1 protein-coding gene and 1 pseudogene are annotated in these 1,419 nt (G+C 43.1%); both read right to left on the reverse strand.

All coding sequences use genetic code 11. The features are described 5' to 3' along the window. A partial coding sequence (locus ACS8FD_RS14495; RefSeq protein WP_439276374.1) for an FUSC family protein occupies positions 1–790 on the reverse strand: 790 nt, incomplete at its 3' end. Between the two features lie 414 nt (positions 791–1,204). Further along, a pseudogene (locus ACS8FD_RS14500) lies at positions 1,205–1,419 on the reverse strand (glutamate synthase small subunit); the annotation flags it as partial.

Genomic DNA, 1,419 nt, shown 5'->3' on the forward strand with positions numbered 1-1,419 from the left:
CTCTTTCTGTCGCAGCAATGTGCGGGCGTACTGCCAACAGTCGCTTATTGATTTTTTGTAGCGCCTTAACCAATGCTTTGTTGACTGGGATATCAGGGACAGAGCTACTGGTAGGATAAATCAAACTTGCTGAGCTGGTGCTCTTAGTGTATTTGAATGGTTTGGGTACTAGAATGTCAGCATCAATATGGTTGCCGACTCCGGCATATAGATTACCGCAGGTCTCAAGATTGCTTGCCAGCAAAAAACGCCACATCAAAGTAGACTTGAGGGGTAAAACTAAGGTCGCCGCCACCGCCACGCCAGCGCCCAGCAAAATATTAAAGGCACGGTACAGACCATCTTGACCGATACTGCTTTGGTCAGGACTTGAAACAATCATCAGCATGGTAATACCCGTTAATAGACCAATATAACCCAACTGTTTAACCGCAACATACCCAATGATACCGCTGATGATGCCGATAAGTAGATAGTATATCCACATCCACGTACCGATGTCTTCACTTAACCACAAAAACCCAAGCCCGACGCCCACACCAAGCAAGGTACCCAATATGCGCTCTTTGGCTTTGGTATAAATTGCACCTTGGTATTGTAATAAACCCAAAATGACAAACACCGTAATGGTGGTCCACTCTCCATGTGGCAGATTGGTGACCTCATTCAATAATAGCGCAGTCAGCACCGCTGTGCCCAAACGTATCGCGTGCAATACGTCAGCATGTTGATAACGCGCATAAGGCTCAACAAGTGGGGCGGTAAATCGTTGCCAAAAGGTCGGTTTCACTTGGAATCACTCTTTTTATAAAATAGAAAATATAACAATAATGAAAAACATCAATAGACAGCACTTATTAGATGATGATTGACTACGTAGCCATTAATCGGACAGCTACTATTTAATATAGCCAATACTAACTAAAAGTGTCATGTATTTTATCTGTAGGCAAAGCCGTTAGAAATTTTCTTGCTTGCTGTGCCTGCGCAGACAGAGGCTACAAAAATTTATATCAGCTTTGCCATAACATTTTTGGAGTGAATTAACTATAACTATTCACTCACCAGCAAAAAATAACGCCTTTCATCTATTAAAAGACAAAAGACGTTAAAGGTCAAAGCGCGCGAGTACAAAATAGACAAAACTGATGTACTCACTCTTCAATACTTATCGCATTTTTAAAGAGAGCACTTGCTTTAAACACTATACTTCTAAGTAGTCCAAAATACCTTCAGCCGCTTGGCGACCATCCCAGATGGCGGTCACGACCAAATCAGAACCGCGTACCATATCACCTCCAGCAAAAATCTTAGGATTTTGCGTTTGGTACTTATAGGTTTGCTCTTCTAAAGCGACGACGCGTCCTGTAGGGTCTAGCGCCACTTGCTGCGTCTCAAACCACTCCATAGGACTAGGAC

Source organism: Psychrobacter sp. 1U2 (genome assembly GCF_051847575.1).